The 25,532-nt window shown below is 46.4% G+C and carries 20 protein-coding genes and 1 pseudogene; 9 read left to right on the top strand and 12 right to left on the bottom strand.

What is annotated here, in order from left to right; genetic code table 11:
- The first annotated feature begins 329 nt into the window (after window positions 1-329).
- On the top strand, window positions 330-1,202 hold the full coding sequence (locus QUA54_RS16060; protein WP_333415405.1) for a pentapeptide repeat-containing protein: 873 nt from the start codon (window positions 330-332) through the stop codon (window positions 1,200-1,202).
- 146 nt (window positions 1,203-1,348) lie between these two features.
- On the opposite strand, the gene QUA54_RS16055 is transcribed toward QUA54_RS16060, so the two are convergent.
- The 8 genes from QUA54_RS16055 to QUA54_RS16020 form a co-directional block, all read right to left on the bottom strand.
- On the bottom strand, window positions 1,349-2,563 hold the full coding sequence (locus QUA54_RS16055) for an FAD-dependent oxidoreductase (protein ID WP_333415404.1): 1,215 nt from the start codon (window positions 2,561-2,563) through the stop codon (window positions 1,349-1,351).
- A gap of 308 nt (window positions 2,564-2,871) precedes the next feature.
- Window positions 2,872-4,404 carry an NAD(P)/FAD-dependent oxidoreductase gene (locus tag QUA54_RS16050; RefSeq protein WP_333415403.1) on the bottom strand — a complete coding sequence of 511 codons (1,533 nt, stop codon included), beginning with the start codon at window positions 4,402-4,404 and terminating at the stop codon, window positions 2,872-2,874.
- Between the two features lie 305 nt (window positions 4,405-4,709).
- Window positions 4,710-5,195 (bottom strand): CRR6 family NdhI maturation factor, encoded by a 486-nt coding sequence (locus tag QUA54_RS16045; RefSeq protein ID WP_172192050.1) that lies wholly within the window; start codon window positions 5,193-5,195, stop codon window positions 4,710-4,712.
- A 213-nt stretch (window positions 5,196-5,408) separates the two neighbouring features.
- Window positions 5,409-7,394: a DUF3685 domain-containing protein gene (locus QUA54_RS16040; RefSeq protein ID WP_333415402.1), complete on the bottom strand. Its 1,986-nt coding sequence runs from the start codon at window positions 7,392-7,394 to the stop codon at window positions 5,409-5,411.
- A 47-nt stretch (window positions 7,395-7,441) separates the two neighbouring features.
- On the bottom strand, window positions 7,442-9,661 hold the full coding sequence (locus tag QUA54_RS16035) for a hypothetical protein (protein WP_333415401.1): 2,220 nt from the start codon (window positions 9,659-9,661) through the stop codon (window positions 7,442-7,444).
- Window positions 9,662-10,378: 717 nt separating this feature from the next.
- Window positions 10,379-10,843: a transcriptional repressor gene (locus tag QUA54_RS16030; protein WP_172192055.1), complete on the bottom strand. Its 465-nt coding sequence runs from the start codon at window positions 10,841-10,843 to the stop codon at window positions 10,379-10,381.
- A 228-nt stretch (window positions 10,844-11,071) separates the two neighbouring features.
- Window positions 11,072-12,139, bottom strand: coding sequence for an Hpt domain-containing protein (locus QUA54_RS16025; protein WP_333415400.1), 1,068 nt, complete (start codon window positions 12,137-12,139; stop codon window positions 11,072-11,074).
- Between the two features lie 82 nt (window positions 12,140-12,221).
- Entirely contained in the window at window positions 12,222-12,476 is a 255-nt protein-coding gene (locus tag QUA54_RS16020; protein ID WP_172192057.1) for a hypothetical protein, read from the bottom strand.
- A 193-nt stretch (window positions 12,477-12,669) separates the two neighbouring features.
- Here QUA54_RS16020 and QUA54_RS16015 point away from each other — a divergent pair, with 193 nt between their 5' ends.
- The 6 genes from QUA54_RS16015 to QUA54_RS15990 all read left to right on the top strand — a co-directional run bounded on the left by QUA54_RS16015 (window position 12,670) and on the right by QUA54_RS15990 (window position 18,493).
- Complete coding sequence (locus tag QUA54_RS16015) at window positions 12,670-13,353, top strand: DUF1345 domain-containing protein (RefSeq protein WP_333415399.1); 684 nt, start codon at window positions 12,670-12,672, stop codon at window positions 13,351-13,353.
- Window positions 13,354-13,765: 412 nt separating this feature from the next.
- Complete coding sequence (locus tag QUA54_RS16010; RefSeq protein WP_333415398.1) at window positions 13,766-15,751, top strand: AIPR family protein; 1,986 nt, start codon at window positions 13,766-13,768, stop codon at window positions 15,749-15,751.
- A gap of 486 nt (window positions 15,752-16,237) precedes the next feature.
- Window positions 16,238-16,498, top strand: a complete 261-nt coding sequence (locus QUA54_RS16005) for a sulfiredoxin (RefSeq protein ID WP_190656154.1) — start codon at window positions 16,238-16,240, stop codon at window positions 16,496-16,498.
- Between the two features lie 95 nt (window positions 16,499-16,593).
- A complete protein-coding gene (gene dps, locus QUA54_RS16000) occupies window positions 16,594-17,145 on the top strand; it encodes a DNA starvation/stationary phase protection protein Dps (protein ID WP_333415397.1) in 552 nt (183 codons plus the stop codon).
- Between the two features lie 78 nt (window positions 17,146-17,223).
- A complete protein-coding gene (locus tag QUA54_RS15995) occupies window positions 17,224-17,928 on the top strand; it encodes a helix-turn-helix domain-containing protein (RefSeq protein ID WP_333415396.1) in 705 nt (234 codons plus the stop codon).
- A gap of 238 nt (window positions 17,929-18,166) precedes the next feature.
- Window positions 18,167-18,493, top strand: coding sequence for an STAS domain-containing protein (locus QUA54_RS15990; protein ID WP_333029330.1), 327 nt, complete (start codon window positions 18,167-18,169; stop codon window positions 18,491-18,493).
- Between the two features lie 56 nt (window positions 18,494-18,549).
- Here QUA54_RS15990 and QUA54_RS15985 read toward each other — a convergent pair whose 3' ends face one another.
- Complete coding sequence (locus QUA54_RS15985) at window positions 18,550-19,686, bottom strand: SpoIIE family protein phosphatase (RefSeq protein ID WP_333204647.1); 1,137 nt, start codon at window positions 19,684-19,686, stop codon at window positions 18,550-18,552.
- Window positions 19,687-20,642: 956 nt separating this feature from the next.
- Here QUA54_RS15985 and QUA54_RS15980 point away from each other — a divergent pair.
- Window positions 20,643-21,113, top strand: coding sequence for an ATP-binding protein (locus QUA54_RS15980; RefSeq protein ID WP_333415395.1), 471 nt, complete (start codon window positions 20,643-20,645; stop codon window positions 21,111-21,113).
- Window positions 21,114-21,410: 297 nt separating this feature from the next.
- Window positions 21,411-22,142, top strand: a pseudogene (locus QUA54_RS15975) (IS1 family transposase).
- A 304-nt stretch (window positions 22,143-22,446) separates the two neighbouring features.
- On the opposite strand, the gene QUA54_RS15970 reads toward QUA54_RS15975, so the two are convergent.
- The 3 genes from QUA54_RS15970 to QUA54_RS15960 form a co-directional block, all read right to left on the bottom strand.
- Window positions 22,447-23,217, bottom strand: coding sequence for a DUF1350 family protein (locus QUA54_RS15970; RefSeq protein ID WP_333415394.1), 771 nt, complete (start codon window positions 23,215-23,217; stop codon window positions 22,447-22,449).
- A 152-nt stretch (window positions 23,218-23,369) separates the two neighbouring features.
- Window positions 23,370-23,678, bottom strand: coding sequence for a hypothetical protein (locus QUA54_RS15965; protein ID WP_333415393.1), 309 nt, complete (start codon window positions 23,676-23,678; stop codon window positions 23,370-23,372).
- A gap of 16 nt (window positions 23,679-23,694) precedes the next feature.
- Window positions 23,695-24,726, bottom strand: a complete 1,032-nt coding sequence (locus QUA54_RS15960; protein WP_333415392.1) for a glycosyltransferase family 2 protein — start codon at window positions 24,724-24,726, stop codon at window positions 23,695-23,697.
- Window positions 24,727-25,532 lie beyond the last annotated feature (806 nt).

Genomic DNA, 25,532 nt, shown 5'->3' with positions numbered 1-25,532 from the left:
TACAAAAGTTACCCATGAATATATAGAGTTGTTAATGCAAGACTTCTGATAGCTTTTGAGTGCCAACCTTAGAATAATGGTTTCAGGGCGATCGTATAAAAGCAAGCAACGCTTGCCGAGGCACAAAAGCTTTCAACGCAAAATCAAGGGTTTCAGACTACGGCATAAAAACTTTCTGGACTATTGAAAAAGAACAAAGTATACTTAAAAATATAAAGTTAATTTTCAGCTTTCTTTAAAGTGCGATCGCATCCGTTCCGTGTGATATAAAATACTTATAAAAAGTGAGTATTTATAGATAAATTTCCCCTATTAGGAATCTGACAACTATGGAAGTAACCGAGCTGCTCAAAGAGTACGAAAATGGAAACAGAGACTTTGCTGGCGCAAACCTCAGCGGAGCAAACCTCAGCGGAGCCATCTTGGTCGGGGTAAATCTTTCTAGGGCTAACCTGTCGGGAGCTAACCTGAGTCGGGCGCATCTGACCAAAGCAGAACTCAACGACGCAAACCTTTACAGAGCAAATCTGAGTTTTGCCAAAATGGGCCAAGTCAGACTAGCGGACGCAGAGCTAACGAAAGCCAATCTCAGCGGAGCTTTCCTCGTCAAAGCGAAACTGCCCAGGACAAAGTTGAGTGGTGCCCAACTCATAGGTAGCAACCTGCGGAGTGCCATCCTCTGGAACGCCAATTTGTGTACAGCCGATATGCAATTTATCAACCTGCGGGGCGCGAATCTCACGGGAGCAAACCTCAACTGGGCAAACTGCGGGGGGGCAAAACTTAGCGGTGCAAGGCTTTTTGGCGCTCAACTAACAGGCATCTATCTCAGGAAAGCTTACATCAACGGCATCGACCTGAGCAGGACGGATCTCAATGGCGTCAACCTGAGCGAAGCCAAACTGAACGGGGTAAGCTTGGAAGGCGCGAACTTGTTAGCTGCCAATCTCAGCGGGGCTCAGTTGCGGGGTGTCAAGTTGATGGGAGCAGATTTAACCAGGGCAAATCTGGTGGGAGTTTCTTTGGTGCAAGCAAACCTCGATTGGGCTAGGCTGTGCTATGCAGACTTGAGCGAAGCCGATTTGAGCGGGGCCACATTCATGGGAGCCAACTTTGAGGGTACTCAGTTAGGCGGATCGACAATGCCCGCATCTGTGAGCCATGATGCCTACTTACCTGCGGGGGGTGGTGTCCCAGCTTAGTCAGCGGCACAAATCAATCTCGCATCCGAGTCGGCGGCTCTGGCATTGGTTTAACTTTTGATGCAGATATCATTAGTTTTGTGAGAGTGCTGCACCGGCAAGAAATTCACCCATATTTGCGAAAGTTTGTAGCCTCACAATTGAGCTCACCCAATTAATTTCGCGACTCGCAAAGCAGAGGTAATAGCTCCTTCGTGCAAACCATTCCCCAAATAAGCTCCCGCATGATAAGTGTTGTTCTCGCCATTAGTCTCGATAACTTCATCTCGATATCGAAAAGACTCGACAGTGTACAGCGGCGTGTGATGTTTCTGAATGTGAATAATGTTCTTTTTGGCGATCGACTCCTCCAGTTGAAACGCTAAGCTGTACTCTCGTGGCGAGGAGATGCCGCAAAGCTGATTCAAGCTAGCATTATATCCCCATCCCTTGTCCGTCTCGAAAAAATCAAATTCTGATAAATTGCGGATACCGTAGCGATCGTACATTGATGTATCCGAATGCAGCACAGTCGTTGCATAATTGCCTTTCCACGCCGAAAACCGCTTCGTTTCCGCATCCGTCGGATCGGACAACAGCCTCATCACTTGGTCTGGTGGCATCGCAAAAACCACCTTATCAAATTCCTGACTCTCCCCATTAGAAAGCACAATTTTTACAGCATCAGCACTTCTGAAAGTCTGGGCAATCTCCACATTCAGTCGTATATCGCCCTTAAACCGTTCCAGAATCTTTTCAATGTAAGAATACACCCCGCCTTTAATCCTCACCCAGTTGACCGAGGCATATTCGCGCAGAACCGGCAGCGCTAATTCCGACGGAAAATTGTCGAGCGATTCAAACGGTATCGAGTAGCTGTACATCGTCAGCAACTTCAGCCAATAATTGCGGATGCACGAGCTTTTCAAACTCTGAGAAAGTGGCATATCGTAGAAATCGTGCTGTTTAGCAAACCGCATTTTTAAAATAAATGCAGCCGAACGAGCGTAGATACTATCGAGCCGCAAATACTCGATCAGGCGTTGGATTCCGGTAAAATTTTTCCGGATAGAAACCTTAGACAAAAAGTGTTCGCCATCTTTAAGAAACAGCGCGGAACCAATCTGTACGGGTTCTAATTCAACCCCTAGCTCTTGCATAAAAGCCACGAAATTATAAAAGACAGTCGGAAATTCCAGCACTCCATTTTCTAATATTTCATTGCACTGTGATTGATTGGGCGCAACATTTTTGTTGAGCGTCCGAATGTGTCCGCCTAAAATCGGTTGCCTTTCCAAAACAGTGACGTGATGCCCCTGTTTATCGAGCCAGTAGGCTGCTGCCATACCGCTAGCTCCGCCCCCAACAATTGCAATTCTCATAGTTCACTCCTAGATTGATAGAAGGAAGAAGGAAGAAGGAAGAAGGAAGAAGGAAGAAGGAAGAAGGAAGAAGGAAGAAATTTTAGTTTCCAGGTAGAGCCTGGAAACGCATTTCACTGTTGCTGTCCCTCGTCATTTTTAAGAGGAGGCAGAGCCTCCAGAAATTCATTCCTTGGCAGAGCCAAGGAACGAGATAACGAGAGCAGAAACGAGAGATTTTTAAGAGCAGGCAGAGCAAGAGTGAAATTCATTCCTTGGCTTTGCCAAGGAACGAGATAAACAGGAAAATAACCAATGGCCAATTTTCCTTAGCCTAAAATCGCATCGCCGGATAAACGTTGATAAAGCAGCGCCCCGGTCCAAAATGTCGGCGCAAAGCCTGGATAGCCCGAGGAGGCGTTGCAGAAATAGAAATTGTTGAGGGATGTTTCATGATTTAGTCGATCGACTCCCATGTTGCGGGGCGTCAGGTTGGAACCGTAGGAATTACCGTTAGGACACCAACAGAAGCGCTCGTTAGTCGTCGGACTTCCGGTAATATGAAAGACCATGTGTTTGCGGAAATTCGGAACATAGTCTTTTTCAACAACATCTAAAATCGAGTCCAGAATCTCTTGTTTCTTCTGTCTGTAAGCTTTGCGATCGCTCTCCCAAAGTTGTTTAAAATAGCTGTAATTAGCAACAGTCAGAAATTCGACTATTTGACAATCTTCTGGACAATCCCGCCGCGCTTCCGTCAGTAAAGTTGGCGTCGTAATTGCAAAGCTCGGACGAGAAAAATCATTTTGCTCGTACATTTGAGCAAAAGCTTCATTCAGATCCAGATGTTCCGAATGAAACGTATTCCACTTGCCAAATCCATAGTCTCGGAGATCGATATCTTTGACAACGCAGTACACCATGTAGTTAGATGCAGAATACTCATAGTTGAGTTTCCGCCGCACGGTTTTAGAGAACAGTTCCTCTCCAATCATCTTGGCCGCTCTTTTCGGGTCAAGGTTGCAAATCACCGTGTCGCCCGTGAATTCATGGGTTTGATGCGTGGTCAAATCCATCGCTTCAACTCCCGTTACTGTTCTGTTTGTCACCCTAAAATTCGTGACTTCATGGTTTAGTAGAACTTTCCCGCCGTTGGATTCAATGACTTTAACTAAAGAATTGATGACATCTTCAAAATGCTGGGTCGGGTAAAATGCACCTTCTTGATAGCCTCTAAACAAGGCAATCCAAGCATAGAAAGAAAGCTGATTTGGCGGCAGCAAAAAGTCCGGCCATTGCAGGGCTAATAGGGTTTGGGCGGCTTGCGGGAGTTGGAACTTGTCGAAAACGTCTTGAAGCGTGCTGTTGAGGTGTTGGACAGCACAGAATACGTCACCGAAATTTTTGAGCAATTCAATTGGTTTGACGGGAGGAGCAAGTTTTCTGAGTCCCTCGCCGGTTTTCTCAACTTCGTTAACGAATTGGCGAATTCTCTCGCCCGCTTCGGGAAACAGCGCCGACAATCTGCGGATCAGTTCCTCTGGTTCCGAGGGAATATCCAGCGCATACCCAGGCATTCTCATGTGGTCGTAGCCATTCGGATCGTACCGTTCAAAGGTGACATCTCGATCGAGACCGAGTTTTTTGAGAACTCGATTGACTGTATGTCCTTCGCCGCAGTCCCAAACGTAGTGGAATTGGGCATTAAACGTGTATTTGTTGGCCATCGTAAAGGTGTGACCAAAACCTCCCGGATGTTCGTGAGCTTCGAGGATGTGTACGGTTTTGCCGGAGTTTGCCATCAAAGCTCCGAAAACCAGCGCGGATAAACCACTGCCGACGATGAGGTAATCTGTTTTCATGGTAAATTTCCTCGATCGATTGAATGGGGCGATCGTTGTCTATTTAAACTAACTATCAATTCTGAGAAAATTCTGAAGTCCAGCAACAATTTTTTGAGGCGCGCTGGTTTAAGGATTGTATTAAAGTCTGAGTACGGTTGCTGTCAAGCTTAATCAAGCTGTTGTGGATAGAACTTATAGCTGCGGAGGCGGGCTTGAAAGCCCGCGCCACAAGGGAAGAAACCAGGTTTATACCTGTGTTCGTAACTCTTAAGGCAGAAAGTAGCCTACCTAATTAGGACGATTTTAATTAGAGGCGCGCTCGCTTATTTGTGCGGTACAATCACATCAAAAAAAGCATCTTCCAAATCATAACCAAACATCTGCGACATGGCCATCAACTTCGATTTACTGGGGATTCCCTGCTGATTCAACCAATCAGTCAACACAAAAATTTTGTTCATCAAAAACATTTCCAAAGCTTCAGGATTGTACTGAATACCTTGGGTTCGGTGAAACTGGTGCGGCACCAACATCGCGGCATAGCGCGCCAATTCTCCCGCTTTCCAATCCAGCAAAAATGGCAGCCAAGGGTAACAAGCATCCAAGCGAATAAACCACAGTCGCACTTCGGGAATTTCCGAAATTTCTCGCGGATCTAACTCTTCGCGCGGATACTCTATTTCAAATTGTAGCTGTTGTTCGTTTTGGGCGATCGCTCCTTCTGCCAGCCACTTTTCGATCGCAGTCCGCACCGGAGATAAATCTAAACTGTTTATGCGATCGGCATCTATCGCTATCATAATACTCATAAAAAGTCAACCTTATAGCACTAAGTTTTATCTTATAATAGCACTAATCACCAATCACAAATTATATCAAATCAGTTAACTTCCCTACACTCGAACTCTTGCATACATTCGCAAAATATTTTGGAAAGCATCGGCGTTAATCCTGCTTAATCTCAGGTTTCCGCCTTGGCTCAAAGATTTATGCAATCGTTTCTACTAATCGTTGCCGAAGCCTCACCCATTTTTCCCAAACTTGCTATCTTGCAAAGAATTACCAATCCCCTGGATAATTCCCCGCCCGATCAAACCAATTCCCCGCCCTATAACCTGAGTCAAAACGTAAACAACGCCAGCACCCAACAGCGAGATAACCGCGCGAACTCTAGGTGCGATCGCATCCCTGGTTTCCAGCAGCAAAGTCAAGGCTAACTGCCACCCATAAAGCTGTGCTAACTCCAGATTTCGCGGAGCATAAATAGAAATTCTCTTAATTCCAGAATCGCCCAAAACAAACAGCCAAAACCTGCTTTCAAAAATAGCTTTCGGCTCCACAAAATAGCTATCCCAGCGATATCTCCACGACAAATTATTGCGAAACCGCTCAATTTCTCGTGTCGAAATCAAGTTACCATCGTAAAAGATTTGCTTGATTTCCTCAATATTCGCCAAATTATTTAGCAGAGGCTGTACCACTCCGCTAGCAACTTGAATGGCCAAATTTTCTAACAAAGCTTCAGCTCGCTGCATTGCTTCCGGGCTGCCAGCAACACAAGAAGCATTGTCAACTTTTAGAGGAATTTCAAATAGCAAATGTGCAAACCAATCAACTGTCATCGGTATTCTGTCAAGGATTTCTGCTCCAACTACATCAGCATCGGCCAGCAGCACCGGCACAACTTCTACGCCGCTGCCTGCCAAGATATCAGCAGCATTTCCCCCTTGAGTTTCTGCCAGTTTCAATCTGGTTTGACTGCCATCAAAAACCCCAGTTTCTCCCGTTGGCAGTGTATAGTATCTGCCAAAAAAATCTATAATTGTCGCCTCCCACAAATCCCGTAAAATAGCAGGCATTTTTTGCGACAATTGAGTTTGCTGCACTTGCGAAAAGCGCAATTCCTCAAGCAAATCCTGTAACTTTCGCAGGATGGAACTCATCAATTCGCGCTTTTTGGTCGATCGCAAAATATCGATTTCCAAAGGCAAGCCAGTCAAATTCACCAAATCCAACTCCAATTTAGCTGCCGCCGAGTCAAACAAGCTAGCTTGCCAATTAGTTACAACCGCCAAAGATTCAGCCGAAACTTGGGAATTCGCTACTTGCAATTGAGAACTATTTAACAAATTCTCCCTTCTTGCTTCTCCCGTCTTCCTTCTCCCGTCTTCCTCTTCATTCTTTCCTCCAACCTCTTCCCTTAAGCGACCTCCGTTAAATCCGTTGCCGAACTTGCTCCTTCCCTCTGCCTTCTCCCCTTTTCCTTCAAATAATAACTGACTGACAATCCAGCGAGCGGCCAGCAATTCCCTGCGGCGCCCGCTGAGTACAACCCCATCTAAAATAGAGGGCAAATCTGTCGGATCTGCGGCTCTAACCTCTTGCAAATCAGCTTTGACAACCGCCAAAGCTGCATCTATTTCCCGCAGTCCAGACAGACAAAAATAAGCCAGCATTTTTTTGTGTACTGGCGTATCAACTGTCGGCTCACCTGCATTTTTTTCTGCAATTTCTGGGGAGTTTTCTACTGTTTGAACCCCCGCTGCATTTAGTTCTATTTCCGGGTTAGTGCCCGCATCCGTCGCCCAATAAGTGCGACCCGATGCCACCGCGCGAATAGCTTCCATTGTCAGGGAAATATCTCTACCTTTAGGACAATAGCCATTCGCGCCGGCAGCTTGTATATCCGCCAACTGCTCGGGTGTCAGCGGCCCGCCTAGCAGCAACAGTGGCAGGTTGGGGTACAAATTTTTGAGTTCGCGACAAAATTCCAGCGCCTCTGTTTGACCCGATCGCCAATTTAAAGTCTCAACAGCCAAAATGGCCAAATCAGCAGGCTTCTTGGCTGTTCCAGAGTCTATCGAGCGAGCTTCTAGAATCCCCAAAGCCTCGGTTTCCGTTGAAACCTCTGCGACAACTTCCAAGTCTGGATACTGCTCGCAAGCAACTCGCAGCCCCAGCCGGAAAATGGGGTCGCCATCGATCGACAGCAGTTGGAAATTACTCACTCGATTTTACATTTGAGATTTTAGAGTTCGATCGCGCCAAAACCCAATTACTCGGGGATCAAATTACCATCAGGAGGCCCAGCCGATTCAGGAATCGAGGGCGGCGCGGGTTCCGGTGCCGGAGCCGGAGGAGCAGGTTCCGGAGCCGGAGCCGGGGCCTCTTCTCTCGCGGGCGGATAGTAAGGTTCCGGCTCCCTCGCGGGCGGATAGTAAGGTTCCGGTTCCGGCTCTCTAGCAGGCGGATAGTAAGGTTCCGGTTCCCTTGCGGGCGGATTGTAAGGTTCCGGCTCGGGAGCCGGGGCCTCTTGGCTCGCGGGCGGATAGTAAGGCTCGGGAGCCGGAGCCTGCTCGGCAGGAGGCGCGTACTCCTCTTGTCGGGGAGCCGGCGCGTACTCCTCCTGTTGCGGAGCCGGCGCGTACTCCTCCTGTTGCGGAGCCGGCGCGTAATCGCGAGCGGGTTCCGGCGGCGGTGCACTGTTGGCTCTAAGTTCAGCACTCCAGCGCCCGATCGCACCTGCCGCCTCTGAATACAGCGCCCTACCGTAACCGATTTGGGAAGCCGTATCGATCGCCGCTCCTAGACTGCCTTGAGACGCCAATTCCGAAGCTCGATCCAGAATCGGTCGGTCTTGAGCAACTTGCAGTTCGCTCACCCACTGATAGACATTATCCTGAGCTTTGGCGTACAAAGTCCTACCGCTCTTAATTGCCGAAGCTTTTTCAATAGCAGCGCTAAGTTTTCCTTGCTTTGCCAGGGCGATCGCTTCATCCAAAAAAGGCTGATCTTGAATAACTTCTATGCGTTTCGTCCACTGAGCCAAAAGAGTTTGCGCTTCTATTCTGCGGGGGCGGTTTTGAGCGATCAGAACTACCTGAGCGATGCCGCCCTTGAGTCCTTCAACCGTTTGCGGTTCTGCCAACTGCTTTGCCAGGGTCAGAAAAGATTGGTCTTCGATCCGCTGAATTTCCCGGCGCCAAGTAGCCACCAAAGTTTGAGCGTGAACCCGCCGCGGCTGCTTGAGTCCGATGGTTTGCGCTTGCTCGATCGCCAGTGCAAACGTCCCTATCTGACCGACACTAGCGATCGTACTCGCCACTTGCAGCCGCAGCAAATCTTGAAACTGCACCTGCAAATTTTCAATTTGAACTTGAGCTTGCTTGTACAGAGGGCGACCCGGAGCAATTTGGCTAGCAGCCCCCTGCCCTTCGAGCAAGCTAAAAACGTGTTGCGGCAGCGGAGTTGATATCGACTGGTTCCACGTCACTGCCTGAGCCCTACCCAACTGCATCAAATCTTGAGCTTCCGCAAACAGCGGGGAATCCTGCGGCACAACTGAAGCAGCCTCGATCGCCCCCGGCAGGTCTTTCGCCCCCAACCGCTTAGTAGCCATTGCCAGCAAAGTCCGGCTCCAGCCCTCAATTTCCTTCTCAGCTTTAGCGCGGGCAAAAAGCTGCGAGTCTATTTTGCGAGCCAGGACTATCGCCTCAGCGAACTTTTGCGGAGTTCCGTCCTGCGCCAAATCTCTAGCCTCTTGCAAGCGCTGCCAGCCGTTTCTTTCCAAAGAAATCTGCTGGATCAGCTCGTTGTACCGTTTCTGACTCCAGAAAACATTTTCCAGCTTAAACAGAGCTTGAGCATAATCCCAAGCCTTCCTTAAATCCTCACTTTTCAAAGCTGCTAGGGCTGTATCGTAGAGTTTTTGGCCCTCCTGCCAATTTTTTTCCCAAGCAGTAACAGCCTCCTGTACCTCTGGGTAAGACGGACTGGTTTTCGGAATTTTCGCCACAATCTCCAGAGCGCCTTTCAAATCGCCCAGCTCAATTTTTGCCCTGGCAAATCCCAGAATGGCTTTCGACCATTCTCCTATCAAATGTTGACCCTGGGAGTATAGCGGATGTTCTTTCGGCCAAGCCTGCACCAGCGCCATTGCCGATTCTAGCTGTTCTAGCTTGCCCGACTTAGCTGCTTGCTGAGCGCAGTAAAGTCGCTCTCCATCCGCTGCCAGTGGCGACAGTTGCTGGCAATTGGGCGGCGGCGGCATCGTCAGCAACCACAGAAATGCAGCAGCCCCCGTTACTCCAAATCCCACCAGGAGACTCAGCCAGATAAGTTGCCACTGCCAAAAAGTTCTTTTTCCCTCGGTCGGCTGCGCCGTTACTGAGGAACTCGCATCGCCTGTCGCCTGTGCACTGAACTGTGCCGTCGGTTTGGGGGATGGGTTGTATTGCGGTGGTGTGTGGAATTGGTCAGATTGTCGTCTCGCCATTACTTCAGCCTGTCCTGTAATGCGCACTAGAATGTGACACTCCCACATCAAATCATAGATTGTGATGTCGGCTTCTGACTCCTGTTAAGGAGATCGAGAACTTCCTTCAAGGTACTGGCAATCTTTCCCTCTACGGCGTTTTATAGTGAGGTTCGTGTCTGGCCCCACTGGTTGCTTCTGAGCATTTTCGGTTCTCGAAGCACGTAAATCATACCAGTTATCAAACAGTTATTCACAGATCCCGTGGCAGTTTAGCAAAAAAAACAGTATAAAGCCCCCGTCAGTCGATCGATTTTAGATTTTAGATTTTAGATTTTAGATTTTGCTCCGCAGATAAATTTGGAGGGGTTTAAGTAAGGTCTAATCATAAATTTGGGTCATAAATTCCCTTTATTAAGACTCAGCGCTTGAAACCGGAACTACACAAAACAAACTTTCGTCCATTCCAAGCCGAGTAAAAAATCAAGGGGGTACAAAAGCCCAATTTTGCCTAAACTCTTACGTGTAGCGGGTAGAACTGATTTTTTTTTGTTTAGTCGTATTTATTCCCGATCGCCAAGTTTGGCGATCGAGTTTCACTCTTCTCTAGTGTGCCTAATTCCGGCGGGAGACGGCAAAAAAACCGATCGAGCGCAGCTAAATACTTAAATGCTTTTATACGACCGACAGGTCGAGCCAAAAAATCGGTTTTGCTTCCAACAGCAGCGACTTTATCGGTTACGAAGCCTTTGGCGTATCGCTGACACTCGATGCTTGCGCTGCGGACTCTGCCGTTCGATAACCGTAGAAATCTATCCGGTAGTCTACTATTTTGACACCTGTTTGCTGCTGGATTTGTTCGATCAATTCGATCGGCAGTTCCACATGAACGTCGAGAATCTGAGTCGTATCCAGACAGTTGACATGAGAGTGAGAATCGCTGACATTGCCGTACAAGCGTCCCTCCGAGCGTTCTATGCACTCAATAATCCCTTCTCTCGACAAAGCTTCTAGATTTTGATAAACCGAAGTATGCCCGATCGAATGCGCTTGTTGGTTGAGGCGATCGTAAATTTCGCGAGCCGAGAGGTGTTCTTTTGCCTCCCACAAAAGTTCTAGAATAAATCGACGCTGGCGGCTCAAGCGCATTCCCATCGCCTGACAGCGATTTAAAGCATCTTCTAATGAACGAATTGGTTTCACAGCTACCGCCTTATAAAGCCTGCTCGATTTTTAATTCAGGTACAATATTGCACGCCCACATATTTACTAATTCTAACGCAGGGTTACCAAACAGTAGAAGGTAGAGGGCAAAAATTTCGACTGAGTGAATTTTTTCGAGTTGCTGCTCAACTCAGGCTGCCAGCACCCACCAGAAAAATATCCGCCTCAAAAATATTGCTTTGACTCTATCTTCTACTGCAACAAGTCCTAGTTTGAGGGTGATCTGAGGGCGTTAACGAGTAACTTGGCGATTTCCGAGAGTTGCTTTTTGTTGAAGGTTTTGAGCAAAAGCTTGACTACCGCCTTCGGTTCGGCTGGAAGTGCTATTTGCTTCGATGCTGCTGCTGGGGCTGTTGAGGCGATTGGCTCTGCTGGTTTTGGGCTTGCTGCCAAAAGTAGCAAATTTTTACTCGGAGCGATCGCCTTGACTTTCCCCCCTTGCACCAAATCCCCAGCTTCTTTGAGTTCTTTGATAATCAGCGGAGCTAAGACTTTATAAGAGTTTTTGGGATTAACGATCGCCGCTCTAGCTGTTTTCACTAAATTTTGCCAAGTCTCAATTTTACCTCCCAACTTATAGAGGCGAACGCAAACAGCCGTCAACTCGGAGCGACTAGCAACCGATTCTTTCTGCTTGAACACCTGCAACATTTCTTTAAGCAAAGTCATCACTTCAACAGCAAAATTTGCCGGCACAGCGCCCGCTGTTCGAGAGGCAGGCGCACCAGACCCAGCAGCAACCGCCTGCACTTTGCCCGACGCCAATTTATTGAGGTGAGTTTCGAGTTGAGCAAAAACAGGCATCACCTGCTGCACGAGTTTTTCTCCCTCTTCATTCCTCAAGCCGAAAGGCCCCTCCAGTCGCCCCAGCAAGTCCTTAAGCGTATCAACTCCCTTTAAAAATAGGGATTCTGCCGTTTGGTCAACCTGCTTGACGGGCCCGTCCTTGAGCACCTTAAAACAATCTTCCAAGCGGTGAGCGGTTGTTTTAATACTATCTAAACCCAGCATGGCCGCCCCTCCTTTCACGGAATGGGCGGCTCGAAACATCTCTTGGACGCTTTCGGGGTCTTTCATCGTGGACTTCAAATCCACTAAACCATTTTCTAGAGTATCGAGGTGCTCCTTAGCCTCCTCTATAAACAAACGCATAATTCGGTCTTGCTGATCTGACACGACAGTCCTCCTAACAATCTCAGCACCCTCCAGAAAGCACCCTGTTCGCGGGAGAAAACGCGACTCCTGGCTAAAGTCGGAAGCTCCCATGCAAAACATTCTAGCCTGCCTCAGCTAGCAGACTCAAAATATTGGTGTCGGGGCAGTCTTAACTCTAAAACTGGTGCGGTGGAGATTGCGTCTAGAGTTCTGAGGGAGTATCTGGAGCGATTTCAATGCCCATTCCTTCTTTCATCATCTGCTGATCTGTAATCAAATCGCTCAATTCCTTGACTTCGACGCCGATATTTTGGCAAGCCTGTTTCAGTTCCCGCTCGAAGGTGTTGAGGTCGCCTCCGTAGCCGCAAAGCTCAGCGGCTGTGGCGATTCCTTGTTGGGCGTTAGCTTTGGCGCAGTCGATCAATTCAATGCCTTTGAGGGGTTGGGAGGATGCCATAATTTCAAACCGCAATTTATCTTTTCTCCCACTGTACCTAGAACGTTGAGGTCGATCGATCTATCGAAAGGCATGAAAAAGCGTGGCTGTGCTGCGTGTTACCAATTCATACCTATTTTTTGGGAGTTCCTGCGAAGATGGCAGTAGTTGAGATTTTCTAACCCTTACTGTGCGTAAATTACACTAGATTACTGTGAAAAATGTTTCCCAATCTAAAATTCACTGGGTCTGGAGCGTCCGGCACCGCGTGTTTGTGTCTGTTCTGTTTGCTATGGCAGTTGCTGTGTTGCTGCCGCCTGATTATCTCCCCCTGACTCGGACGCTGTGCATTTGGAACGCGGGCGCGGTCAGTTTTCTGATTTTGACTTGGATGCTGATGCTGCAAGGCACTCCCGAAATGATGCGCCACCACGCTCAGCAGTTGGATGCTGGCCGCTTAACAATCTTAAGTACGATCGTGGCAGCCGCTTTTGCTAGCTTGTTAGCTATCTTCTTTTTGCTGCGCGATACCAAAGGTCTGTCGCCGAATTTGCTATTTCTGCACTTGGGGCTTTCTGTCCTCACAATTGTTGGGTCTTGGATGCAGGTACACACTATCTTCACGATGCACTATGCCCGCAGCTACTACAAAAACCGCAGCAAGCAGCACGGCAGTTACTTACAGGCGGGGGGTTTGGATTTTCCGGGCGACGAGGAACCTGACTACAAAGATTTTTTATATTTCTCCTTTGGTATTGGCATGACTTGTCAAGTTGCAGACGTGCAGATCACTTCTCGTTCCACGAGGTATCTCGTCCTTTTTCACAGCGTGCTGTCGTTCTTTTTTAACACTGCTATTCTGGCTATGAGTGTCAATATTATTGCGGGATTGAGTTGATAGGATTAAGTAGCAGATGCTGCCATTTTTTGTTAAGGGGCGATCGATCTTGTTTTAGGGCGCTGCTTATTGCCAGAATTCCCGAGTTGGACGCAAGAAAGTCAACCTAGTCACCCAAATTTGCCCAATTAAATAAAAAATGTTAATCTAATAAGGATTTATATGGAAACCTTCCGCCTATCTGCGTAATTTGAAGTATTCTGCGGAAATGGGCAGCCTAATAATAGTTATACCACTTGGGTTATCTGTGAGGGCGTAGTTGAAAAGGTATCGTGGAGGGTGCAATCATTAGTACCGAAAGTCTCTGGCATAAAGACATTTAAGGATTTTCTAGTTATAATGGTGGTCAGCTTTGATACTCAGTGTCAAGGCTTAACTTGATAAATACGTTTTTTTCCCAATTTGCAGCAATATGGATCTGATTCTAAAGAGTTACGTCAAAAAATTTGTAGACGACAGCAGTCTTGAGCATCTTGATGAACCAACTGCTTTTGAATACTTTGTGAATCACACAATCCTCTCAAAAATTCATCCTGATCCTTTTGATGTTGAAGCAACGACAGTTGGTGGCCCCAATGATAATAGTCTTGATGGAATAGCAATTCTTGTCAACGATCACATGGTCACCTCACAAGAGGAAATTGACTATTTTCGCGAAAACCTCCGCCGCTTTGATGTCAAATTTATTTTCATACAATCAAAAACATCCCCAAAATTTGACTCAGGAGAATTAGGCAACTTCTTGTTTGGCGTTCGTAGTTTCTTTGAAGAGCAACCCGCTATTCCTATGAACCCGCAAGTGACAAATCTTCGCGCTCTTAAAGATTATATTTACACTTTGAGTATCGACATGGATAAAGTACCTGTTTGTGAGATGTACTACGTCACAACAGGAACATGGGCAGCAGATCCAACCCTAGAGGGTAGGGTGAAAAATGAAAAAACTGTACTTGAAGCAACCAAACTATTCAGCATAGTTCGCTTCGTCGCCGTTGATAATGAACATATCAAACGACTTTATTTAGAGCTTAGACGAAAAGTCACTAAGGAGATTAATTTTGATAAGCACACAGCTATGCCGTCCATCGGCGAAATTCATCAAGCTTACATTGGAATTCTACCAGCTTCAGAATATTTGAAACTAATTACAGACACAGATGGTAATCTTCTTAGAAGTCTTTTTTATGATAATGTTCGAGACTTCCAAGGTAGTAATCTTGTCAACCAAGAAATCGAGGCAACAATACAGGACGAATATCAAAGTGATAGATTTGCGCTTTTGAATAATGGAATTACAGTGGTTGCCAAAAATGTTACGCAGGTTGGTTCGCGCTTTTCTATTCAAGATTATCAGGTTGTTAATGGCTGTCAAACCAGTCATGTGATATTCCTTAACAAGGATGCACTAACTGATAAAATGTTTGTGCCGTTAAAACTGATTGTTACTAACAACACTGAAGTTACGAATCAAATTATTCGAGCAACCAACAGGCAGACACAGGTTTATGTCGAAGCATTTGAATCTACTAAGCCTTTTCATAAAGAGCTAGAAGAATTTTACAACACATTTAAAACAGAAGGGCAACTTTACTATGAACGACGTTCTAAGCAATATGACGGATTTCCTATAAAACCAGCCCAAATCATTTCGCTCGCAACACAAGTTAAATGTTTTTTGGGGATGTTTTTGAATGAACCACAAAGTACCCATCGCTACTACGGCGAATTATTGAAAGCTTACAAAGGCAAACTTTTTGAAGAGGAACATAACCCTTATCCTTATTACTGTAGTGGTTATGCCTATACGCTGCTTGAACGCTTCTTTGTACAAAAGGAATTAAACGGTAAGAATCATCGTGCATTTCGTTTCCATCTCCTAATGCTTTTTCGTATGCTCAGTGAGACATCTCAACCACCGTATTTGAATAACAAAAGGATTGAAAAATATTGTGAGAGTCTACGCACAGTCCTATGGGATGAAGCGAAAGCTCTTGAGATTTTCAAGAGCGCCACTCTTTTAATTGATCGAGCATTGGCAAAAGTAACTTATAATCCGTTTGAGGCAACTCGTCGCAAAGCTTTTACAACGGCTCTCATTACCCTTTTGGATGATGAGTTGGCTAAAAATTCAGACGTTAAAGATTTTGAGCGACCCAAATCTAGATCTATTGCTGTTCAACTTGAACGCGAACAGGGCACCGTAAAAAAGTTTAGCAACATTAGGGGGTTTGGTTTTATTCGGGGGAGCCACGACCCAGACATATTTGTTCATTTCCGTGATATTCGTGGTACTGAACAGAGATTGAGTCCTGGAGATGTCGTCGAGTTTGTGCTTGTGACAAATGATAAGGGATTGAATGCCAAAGCAGTTGAAATCGTCGAACGCACTAGCCCTTGATGTTGATGCTTGTTGTTTAACAACCGTGTTGTAGCGGCTGCTATCAAGATATTCGCAGTGATGCGATTATCTGTCGCTGCTCAACACGACCGTGACGAACTGAACTCCGTTCAGACGCAGGGCCAGAGCAAACGCATCTTGTCAATAAAGAGAGCTTTTGAACCAATAACTCGGCTTTATTGTTCCTTATTGACAAAAAAATTCCACATATAGTGTTTTAGCTTCAGTTGTAACAACTATATATAGAAAATCAAAAGTTAGATGCGTTTGCCCTGCGTTCAGACGTAATTGATACATCGCCTGCTCAACATCATTCACCAGTAGCTCGACTTGCACGTGAACAAGATCGCAAATTTTCCGATTATTCCGCATGGGGCAATCGCGGTCATGGAGCAAAAACCTAATTTTTGCCTCAGTCCTCATTTTTCTTGCCAAGTCGAAGTCATTACGAGTATGATTTAAGAACAAGCAAAAAAGAGACCCGCCATGAGGATAGAAGAAATTCCCCTCAACCAGATTCGCCGCCCCCTGCCGCGAGTCAACGACCAAACCAAAGTAGCCGCCCTCATGGAATCCATCCGCGAGGTAGGTTTAAACGAACCCATCGATGTGCTAGAAGTAGATGGTCAGTATTACGGATTTTCCGGCTGCCACCGCTACGAAGCTTGCCAGCGTCTCGGTTTAGAAACTATCCGCTGTAAAGTACGCCGAGCTACCCGTGCCGTGTTGCAGATGCACTTAGCCTGAGCCTCTCAATAGAAATTCACGACAGGCAAACATTCGATCGCCCAAACCTTTCTAAGATATTCGATCGACAATCACTACTAACAACCTAAAAACCTATGACTGCCAACAACCACAAACAACATCTTTACCCCACCCGCATCGATATGTCAGCCGCCACCCGCTCTCAAGTAGTCGGGCTGCTCAACGCCACGCTGGCAACGACTCTGGACTTAAAAACTCAAGTCAAACAAGCCCACTGGAACGTTAAAGGCATGGACTTCTACCAGTTGCACTTGCTGTTTGACGAAATGGCAACAGAACTCGAAGAATACATCGATTTAGTTGCAGAACGGGTTACAGCTTTGGGCGGTTTGGCTGTAGGAACAGCCCGCACAGCCGCCGCAGATTCGATCCTGCCAGAGTTTCCTTTCGACATTTTAGACGGGAAAGAATACGTGACGGCTTTGGCCGATCGCTACGCACCCTACGCCCAACACCTGCGAGTCGCGATAGACAAAGCAGCGGAACTCGGCGACGCCGACACCGCTGACTTGTATACCGAAATTTCGCGCGCAATTGACAAGCGTTTGTGGTTCCTAGAAGCGCATTTGCAAGGTTCTGCCACAACTGCAACAGCCTCCGCCCGGGAAAAAGTAGCCGTCAAATAGCAAGCTTTCAAGAATTGAACTTGCATCTTCATAAATTGCGAAACTGCTGTGGGGCGGGCCGAACAGCCCGCCCCAAAAATGTATTTCGTTAATGCTCCTGAGAGCTTAGGATCGAGAATATGTCCATTTATTAATTTGGATGAGTTTTTCGTGACTGCCAATATTCCAGATTATGCTCCTCAACTGCAACGCCTGATGCAACAGGCGGGGCTTTCGAGCGATCGAGAACTCAGCCAAAAAGCAGGAGTTCCCGAGATCCAGCTAAGTCGCCTGCGTCGCGGCTTAGCCCTGCAAACCCGAGCCCACATCCTGCTCAAAATCAGTCAAGCTTTGCAAATTTCCTTAACCGAACTGCTCGCAACATTGGCGCCAGACTATGTAGAGTTAGAACAGGCACCATCAACAGCCCTAGAACAAGAATATCAGCGCCTGCAAGCTTCGATCGAACAGCAGCGAGAATCTTTGATGCAGGAATTCCAGCTTTCTAGCGTGCAAATTTTAGAATCTTGGATGTTGCAGTGGCCGACTGCTGCGAGCAAAGCTCAGGAAAATCACCAGTTGCGGGCTCAGAAACTACTGCCCTTGCTGCGGCCAGTCGAGCAGTTATTGGAGCATTGGGGAGTGGAGTCGATCGCCCCTGTCGGAGCCCAGATTCCCTACAACCCCCAACAGCACCAGCTCATGGAAGGAACAGCCCAGCCCGGAGAACCCGTCAAAGTCCGCTACACAGGCTACAGACAAGGCGACAAACTGCTCTACCGCGCCAAAGTTAGCCCTGTTTGATTAATACCAGAAGGCATTCGGCAGAACAAAGATTGTCCCCTCTCAAAATTCACTCCCGGCGAAGCGCTGCGACTCCGATCGGCGTTACGATCCGCGACGAACACCATCTTTTGCACTCAAAACTATTCTCCCGCTCTCAGGCTCTGGCGCTTTCCCCCTTTCTTATTTGGCTCGGAGTCCATCTCGCAGCTATACTAGCCTAGTCTGGCTAGAAATTCTGACATTCCCACCGCAAAATATGAGTCCTGTAGTTAAAATTATTCAGCCCTCTGGCATTTTAGACGGCACCAAGGCAAGTCAATTCCGCCAAGAGATTAGCGACCTAGTGGAAGCGGGAGCCGATGTGGTATTGATAGACTTCACTGATGTGACATTTATGGATAGTTCTGGTTTGGGCGCTTTAGTCTTGGCGCTCAAAACAGTCCGGGCCGCTGGGAGTCAATTAGTTGTCTGTTCTATCAACGAGCAAATCCGCATCTTATTTGAACTCACCAGCATGGATCGAGTTTTCGAGATATTTCCGACCCGGGATGCTTTTAATAGCAAAATTCTCTCAACTAACTAAATCTTTGGGCTGCTGCCTTCTTGCTGTTTGGTCGCAGATGCAATGCAAGAAGTCAGCTAGCCAAAGTTTACCTTTAGTAAAGACCAATCATCATCAAAAACTGCTTTAGCGTTCAACTTTTGAATGTAGTTCAAAACCAGCTCTAACTGGTCGGCACTTGCACCGTTGTAAGCTGCTAACAGGTCAACGAAAGGGTCAAGCCCCCAGATATTGCCGTCAGGTTGGTGGATCTCGTATACCCCGTCGCTAAAGATGTAGAGAGTGCTCAAATCCTCGACATCGCAGCAATTATCGACATAGGGGGCGTCGGGGAACATCCCGACCGGCATTCCGGGGGTTTTTAATCGCTGGATTTTAGCAGTGCTCGCAGGGGACTGGGAAATCAACACCGCCGGCGGATGGCCGGCGCTGGCATAAATGAGCTGCCGAGAAATGCGGTTGTAAACGCCATACCAGATGGTGAAATACTTGTCATTTTGGTAGCTCATCTGGAATGTGGTGTTGAGGGCGCGCAAAACGTCGCTGGGTTTGTAATAGTCTATGTTCGGGAGTGTGCGCGATCGCAGCAAATTCAGCACGGCCACAGAAGGCAGCGCCGCCCGCAAACCGTGACCGGCTACGTCGAGCAAGTAAATCGCCAAATAATCGGCATCTAGCCAGTTGTAGTCGAAGCAATCTCCCCCCAACTGCCGGGAGGGAATGAATTTTGCCTCGATGCTAAAAGGTTCCGTCATCGGATCTGGCAGCAGCGATTGCACGTACTCGGCGGCCTCGGCTAACTCTGCTTCCAGACTTTGCTTGGCTATTTTCAAATCTCGGCTGAGTTGGTGCAGCCTCAATCCCGCGCGTACTCTCGCCTGTAACTCGTTGAGTTCGATCGGCTTCGAGATAAAATCGTCGGCACCTGCGTCGAGCCCTTTGACTCGATCGGCGATCGAACCCAAAGAAGTCAACAAAAAGAATTGTGTAGTTGACAGCTCCGGATCTGCCTTAACTCGACGGCAGACATCTATGCCGGTCAAGCGCGGCATGATCCAATCGCAAATTATCAAGGCCGGACGCAATTTTTGCGCCTGGGCTACACCGTCTTCGCCATTACTTGCTACTGTCACTTCGTAACCCTGTTTTTTCAGGGTTCTTCTCAGCAGTTCTTGAACAGCCGTATCATCGTCAATAACCAGAATTTGAAACATGGGCACTTAGGTACTACAAGTTTTTCAAGGTCTGGGGGTCATTAAAAATATATCCTGTCAGCGCCCTTGTCTGAGATTGAGTATAGTCTATTGACACTCTCAGGTCTTTCATACACGATCAATTCTTCATTCAACGAGCTGACACCTCTTGCGACAGGATTTCTCCTGTCTAAGTAGAGGTCGCTCTCTCCAGAAGCCTAAATTCCGGTATGCGCTACCGTACTCAATTAGTTCTTGACTTATAGTTAGGTTTTGTTCAAATGTAGCTTTCCTAAACAGCAACACCGTGTTTGTGTGACCGATCGCTCAACCAATCCAGTTAAGTTTTTATGTTGTTTAGTTATACTCACTTTTAGATCGATTACGATCGTACCACACCCAGCATAAGACGGATAAAAAAGAACATGGGGACTCTTCGTCCCTTGAGACGTTCGGCGAAGCGAGCGTCGAGCCGTCGCTTGGAATCCGGGCCCGATCGGGACAGGGTTTTCAATCTCCCAGAATATTTCTATAACATCGCTTTCCAGGTAAATGCTTTTGCCGGCCAGCCATCAAGTTCAATTTACCTTGAAATTTGAGGCAAATTTTGGTTCGGTTGAACTTCACCCCTAGTTTATACTCAGAATATAAACTTTTATGGACTTTTTTGGGCTGCAGGGACGAATTGACATCTGGGCGGGACTTCTGTTATCGTAAATACCTAATTAGTCGATTTGACATTTATTTTCCTAGCAGCAAAAGCTAGTACGATCGCACTCCCATTCAATTTTGCCCGGTTTTACATGGCAAAAGAGCCGATCGAGAAGGTGGAAAATGAGGCTGCCAGTGAATGACTGCGATGGGTGATTTGGGTGGTAGCAGTTGCCGGCCTTTGGGCAAAAAAAGTTAAAAACGTAAAGTAAAGGCAATACAACATTTGTCTCTATTTTATGGAACTATAATTTCAGTGGCAGAGCGTGATTGAATTAAAAGGTTCCAAAAAGTTGCAAGTCCTAAAGAAAGCGGATCTTCAAGTCAATACTGGTCTGAGTGCTTTAGACCGAGTTTTGTCATGGTTTGCACAATTGTACGAGCAGCGAATTCCCACAAGTGTGTGGATACGCTGTCAGTTGGCTTTGGCTGAGGGCTTTACAAATGCGGTGCGTCACGCCCACGAGGGCAAACGGCCGGACTTGCCGGTTGACATTGAGGTGGCGGTGTGTACTGAATCAGTAGATATTAAAATTTGGGATTCGGGCGCTGCGTTTGATTTAGAGCAAAAAATTAAAGATATGTCGGAAAAAATCGATCCTGAAGCTTCAGGCGGCCGGGGTCTGAAGTTGATGAAAGACATCGCAGACAGTCTCAGTTATACGAGAACGGCTGATGGCCGGAACTGTTTGTCGATGGTCAAAAATTATTCGCCCTGTATCGACGATCAAAAATAACACTAATATTTTTAGCGGGTAAGGGTTGAGGGTAGCCCCTCAACTTTTCCCTAATAACCCTGCGTGACTGTTAAGCTGCTACGCAGCTTACGATCTTTTGATTTGACTGCACCGCCCTAGACACTGGCAATTCCCATAGCATCGGTATTTCCCCCATTAATATTATGTCCGGTCGATTGACCATGAGATAATCAGTAGGAACACCACCCCCATCAAATAAAGGGTGTTGCTGAATTAGGGTATGATAAATTTATAGTGCCAGAGCCAAAAGATAACACTTCAAAAAACGCAGAGCTTGTGCAATGTGCTGAATGTGAGTCAACTCATGTTAATAAAAAAGGTCATCAAAAAAGTAAACAGAATTATATTTGTGTCGGTTGTGGCAGACAATTTATAGATTGCTACCAACCTCATAAAGGTTATTCTGAATAAGTTAAACGTGAATGTCTCAAAATGTCGGTCAATGGTATGGGTTTTCGAGCAATTGAGAGGATTTGCATGAGTACATCACACCAGCATTATAAATTGGGTCAAGCCAGTAGGATAATTGCTCCCTGATGCTTGCGAACCAGACACGATTCCCCTGGTGGAAGAACTTGATGAACTAGAAAGGTTTGTGGGTAAAAAAAATAAGATTTGGCGAGGGGCGGCCGTAAATCACTTTCAGCCAGGGATTTTAGGATGGGTATTGGGAACTCGTTCTACAACTTTTCGGCCACTATGGGAGGTGCGTTGGCAATTGGAAATGTTACTTTTATATCACAGATTGATGACCGGTTTACCCCATGTTTATTCCAGAGGAAGACCAAATTATCTGTAAAACTTACATGACCAGAGTAGAGGGCGAGAATACGCGACTGCGACATTACGCAAGCCAGACTTCATCGCAAGACACTGTGCTATTCTAAGTCGGGAGAAATGCTCAAACATTCAATGAGGCTAGTAATTCATTATCTTAAGTTTTGGGATGTTCCGGTTCCCTATCCATCGTATCATTTCAATCGCGCTCAAACGAGGCAAATCGGGTAGCCAAAACATCTCTTGACCGCACAAATCATACCTCAATTCAGCAACGCCTAAGGCGGTAATTTACCTAGCCTCGGATGCACCTATCGCCATTTTGACTCACCACTGAGGCTCAAGGTCAGTCGAAAAAGTCGGATCGTCGCCGCTATGAGTACATAGCTTAGACATCCCTTTGGCAGTTTGAGGGCTTACGCAAACAGCTATTCAACACTATTGGTAGGAGCAAAGGGAAACCAAAGCACTACAGATAGAGTTTATGGGTAATTCCTAAATTTAAGATCACTAAGCTAAAATCTGAACTTTAAGATTAAAAATCCTTTGACACAGGATTAAGCCACAGCAGAATTGTCCGTTTTAATTGATTTAATTCTCGATACACTTCTTGTTTGACCCATTGCCCGATCGCGTCGAAGGGTGTAAAAATTTGACCCACAGGCCAGCTAACATCTTGACCCAAGGGTGTTTGATGGTTGCCCGCTAGAGTCTGAACTGTAATCATGTCGGGAAATCGTGCTTTTAGCAGTTTTGTCAAAAGCAGGGTTTGGTCGATGTTGTCGCCGTTAAATTTGACTAAAAGATTGCGCCGGATTTGATAGCTATCTTGGACGAGGCGATTGGTATCTTGCGGGGAAGGGGTAAACTCCACTTTAAAGACGGGGGAAATTTGCTCGACGATCGGGATTGCTTCGGATGCCGCATAATTGTTGAAAGAGATCAGAATATTCCCTGCCCTTTCTATGTCAAACACAGAACCGATCAGCAAGTGCAGTTTGCATCCCATACTGTGTCCCATGCCGTAAACGGGGAGATAGGAAGATTTGAGCAATTTAGTGGCGCGCAGGCGATCGAGGGCATTTTCAAATTTGTTGAGGACATCGCGGGCGATCGCAATATGATCCAAAGTATTGACAAACGGCGTTGCTACTACAACATATCCTTGATTCCCCAAAGCCTCTAACAGCCAGCGATAGGTGAGTTGGGGTGCTGTCGCCACAAATGCACCGCCGAGAAAATGTACGATCGCGATCGGTTTAGACGGAATTAATACCCAGTTGCCAGAAATTTCTTGCCAGTCCATAAATTCAATCTAATTCACAGTAAAAAGGCGATCGTCTTCTGAAGGTAGAAGGCAGAATTTTTTCTAAATATTTGCTTTTATTTTCTGCCTCAAAAAAGGGTTTGCTACCCATTTTTTTATTCAAAAAACTTTGCTTTTTACTTATACATTATTTAGTGTAACTGTTTTGGGAGCCAATAGCACGGCGGGCGATCGCTGCTATTTACGCCATGTACAGGGTTGAAGCTTGCGACCGAATAAATCAAGGCTGACATCCGATCGCGACTTTCAAAAATTTTTATATTTTCTCCCATCGCACGGCTGCAAGCCATTGTCGTTGGTATTGCGGGTAATTGCTCCGACAGGATATTAACAGTCAAAGACGCCTCAAAACCCCAAGAGCGCGTATTAACCAGCCCCTGCGCGATCGGCTTCGATTCGGCTTTATTGGCATCACCTAATTTCTTGACTAAAACCTGCATACAAATATGAGTTTCTTTAGGAAAGCTCCCCGATTTTAGATGATTGCTGGCGGTTTAATTCTGCCGAATGACTGATTCCCTCTGCCGTTTGATGACTCAACTTATCGTGAGCCTTCATCCATTTCCACTTGTTCAAAGTAGCTTGAGGATCGATCGCTGTGCTAGCGATGCCGTAAACAAGAGTCGGCAAAACCTCCCGATTTAACCAACTTTGTCCCAGCTTTCTCATGTAGTGGAGTGCCAAAACTTCTCTGAATTTGTTAAGCCTTTTCAAAAGCGGCAAATTCTTAAAGCATACCTGTTCGTATTCGTTGAGCGATAACTCTTTTTCTCCCCGCAAGCGTCGCAGTTGGTTCTCTTTGACACAATCAGAAGCTATGCGCTTTTTCAGCCAGTGCTTATCTGTGAGAGAGTTCCCTCTAATTCTATAATTTCCCAAAGGTTCTGTCGTCGCTAGCAAGCCATACTTTTGAGCAATTTTGGTAAATAACTCTGTATCTTCTCCTACCTGCCAATCTTCTGCAAAGCCGCCTTCTTCGAGAAGAATGGAGCGATAGACTACCACAGAAGACGGGAAAACCCAAGGGCTTTCTCCTGTCTCCTTAATCGCCTGCATTTCTGCTTTAGTTGTAGGATAGGTGGGAATGTAACTCAACTTGTTGCCGCGCTTGTCTAAATACCGCAAAGCGTGAGCCACAGCTTTGACTTCGGGATTGTCTGCGAGCATCTTCAAACAAACTTCTAGCTTGTTGGGTTCCCAGGTATCGTCGCTGTCGAGAAATGCTACATATTCGCCTGTGGCGCGATACATCATTAAATTTCTAGACTTAGAAACCCCGTAATTTTGGGGATTCCGGAAGTATTGAATTCTCGAATCTTGTTCTGCCAGTTTAGCGGCAACTTTGTCAGTAGCGTCAGTAGAGAAGTCATCAACAATAAAAATTTCTAGATTCTTGTGGGTACCCTTGAGTACGGAGGCAACTGTCTGGGTCAGAGTGTCGGCAGCATTGAATGCAGGAATTATTACACTGACTTTTTCGCTGTTCATAACTTGAATCACTTGTGGTTTGGTAGTTGTTCGCCGAAGTATCGTCTGGAAGCAGACACTCTGACTCCTTTACGTGCAAGTACCTGTAGTCCCGAAACTTGCCTACATACTGCCAATATAACAGGCTTGCCGACCTCAGTGTTATGTACCATAAGGGGGGGACACCTCTTAGGAGCCGGAGTGCAGACTATTTGGCGGATAATTTTTTTGATACACAGGTGTCGGCTGCAAGGGATTGAGGGTTTTGTCGGGGGGTTGGAATTTTAATAAATTCGATCGGATATTTTTGTTTTAATAGGACTTACCTAGAAAAACGCGGCATCACCCACAATTATTGGTTTGATAACTATATCTGTACTAATAAACCGAGTTTATGACTCAGATCGATTCCGGTTGATCGCTAATTATAACCTTGTTTGTTGTCGGCGCGGCGCGGGCGATAAAAGGCTCCTCGTCTCCACTACAAACCTAATTATAAATTTTGAACCAAACTTATAATTTATTGGGCAATAGTTCGGACAGTTTTTGATTTTCAACCGTATAATAGGGGTTTCAAGGCGATTCCGCGATCGAGATACCAACGTAAAATCGAGGGGTTAAGACTATGAAATCAAAACTGTCCGGACTAGGGAGTGGATACAAATAAACATAACGTGGGGAGAGGCGGGTTTTGCACCCATAAACTGGCTATTAGTATACATATTCCGCGCTTTCAGAGTCCTACAATACGGGGTCTTCTGGGTTTGCGGTGTAAACTGTATAATATATGAACTTTATGCTAGAGGCTAAGCTCATGGATTTTCATC

This window comes from Microcoleus sp. MOSTC5 (genome assembly GCF_036701825.1).
Classification (GTDB): domain Bacteria; phylum Cyanobacteriota; class Cyanobacteriia; order Cyanobacteriales; family Microcoleaceae; genus Microcoleus; species Microcoleus asticus.
This window is presented reverse-complemented; position numbering and strand designations above follow the sequence as displayed.

Excerpts from the sequence above, each read along its gene's own strand:
- QUA54_RS16060 (WP_333415405.1), top strand. The coding sequence starts at position 330 with ATGGAAGTAACCGAGCTGCTCAAAGAGTACGAAAATGGAAACAGAGAC.
- QUA54_RS16055 (WP_333415404.1), bottom strand. The coding sequence starts at position 2,563 with ATGAGAATTGCAATTGTTGGGGGCGGAGCTAGCGGTATGGCAGCAGCC.
- QUA54_RS16050 (WP_333415403.1), bottom strand. The coding sequence starts at position 4,404 with ATGAAAACAGATTACCTCATCGTCGGCAGTGGTTTATCCGCGCTGGTT.
- QUA54_RS16045 (WP_172192050.1), bottom strand. The coding sequence starts at position 5,195 with ATGAGTATTATGATAGCGATAGATGCCGATCGCATAAACAGTTTAGAT.
- QUA54_RS16035 (WP_333415401.1), bottom strand. The coding sequence starts at position 9,661 with ATGGCGAGACGACAATCTGACCAATTCCACACACCACCGCAATACAAC.
- QUA54_RS16025 (WP_333415400.1), bottom strand. The coding sequence starts at position 12,139 with ATGTTTTGCATGGGAGCTTCCGACTTTAGCCAGGAGTCGCGTTTTCTC.
- QUA54_RS16020 (WP_172192057.1), bottom strand. The coding sequence starts at position 12,476 with ATGGCATCCTCCCAACCCCTCAAAGGCATTGAATTGATCGACTGCGCC.
- QUA54_RS16010 (WP_333415398.1), top strand. The coding sequence starts at position 13,766 with ATGGATCTGATTCTAAAGAGTTACGTCAAAAAATTTGTAGACGACAGC.
- QUA54_RS16005 (WP_190656154.1), top strand. The coding sequence starts at position 16,238 with ATGAGGATAGAAGAAATTCCCCTCAACCAGATTCGCCGCCCCCTGCCG.
- dps (WP_333415397.1), top strand. The coding sequence starts at position 16,594 with ATGACTGCCAACAACCACAAACAACATCTTTACCCCACCCGCATCGAT.
- QUA54_RS15995 (WP_333415396.1), top strand. The coding sequence starts at position 17,224 with ATGTATTTCGTTAATGCTCCTGAGAGCTTAGGATCGAGAATATGTCCA.
- QUA54_RS15990 (WP_333029330.1), top strand. The coding sequence starts at position 18,167 with ATGAGTCCTGTAGTTAAAATTATTCAGCCCTCTGGCATTTTAGACGGC.
- QUA54_RS15985 (WP_333204647.1), bottom strand. The coding sequence starts at position 19,686 with ATGTTTCAAATTCTGGTTATTGACGATGATACGGCTGTTCAAGAACTG.
- QUA54_RS15970 (WP_333415394.1), bottom strand. The coding sequence starts at position 23,217 with ATGGACTGGCAAGAAATTTCTGGCAACTGGGTATTAATTCCGTCTAAA.
- QUA54_RS15965 (WP_333415393.1), bottom strand. The coding sequence starts at position 23,678 with ATGCAGGTTTTAGTCAAGAAATTAGGTGATGCCAATAAAGCCGAATCG.
- QUA54_RS15960 (WP_333415392.1), bottom strand. The coding sequence starts at position 24,726 with ATGAACAGCGAAAAAGTCAGTGTAATAATTCCTGCATTCAATGCTGCC.